The 213-nt window shown below is 65.7% G+C and carries 1 protein-coding gene; it reads right to left on the bottom strand.

What is annotated here, in order from left to right; all coding sequences use genetic code 11:
* The coding region (locus tag QEP11_RS17535; RefSeq protein ID WP_284337944.1) for a DUF2345 domain-containing protein at nucleotides 1–213 on the bottom strand (213 nt) is incomplete at both ends.

Here is a 213-nt window from a genome sequence, read left to right as displayed (position 1 = left end):
TCGGCGCAGCTTCCTGCCCCACGGTGTACAGGCTGAGGCCCTGGGCTGCAGCCAGCGAAAGCTGGGTCTGCGCCAGCGCTTCAATGTCTTGCCCTGCCGCCAGTGCGCTGGTTGTGCCACTGACCACCACGGCCTGCTCGGGCGTGACCAGAGCAATGCCTTTGGGTGCCGACAGTTGCATATGTGGCTCGCTGTACGCGGTGACCGTGCCCA

The organism is Comamonas halotolerans (genome assembly GCF_030162935.1).
In the GTDB taxonomy this organism is placed as follows: domain Bacteria; phylum Pseudomonadota; class Gammaproteobacteria; order Burkholderiales; family Burkholderiaceae_C; genus Comamonas; species Comamonas halotolerans.
This window is presented reverse-complemented; position numbering and strand designations above follow the sequence as displayed.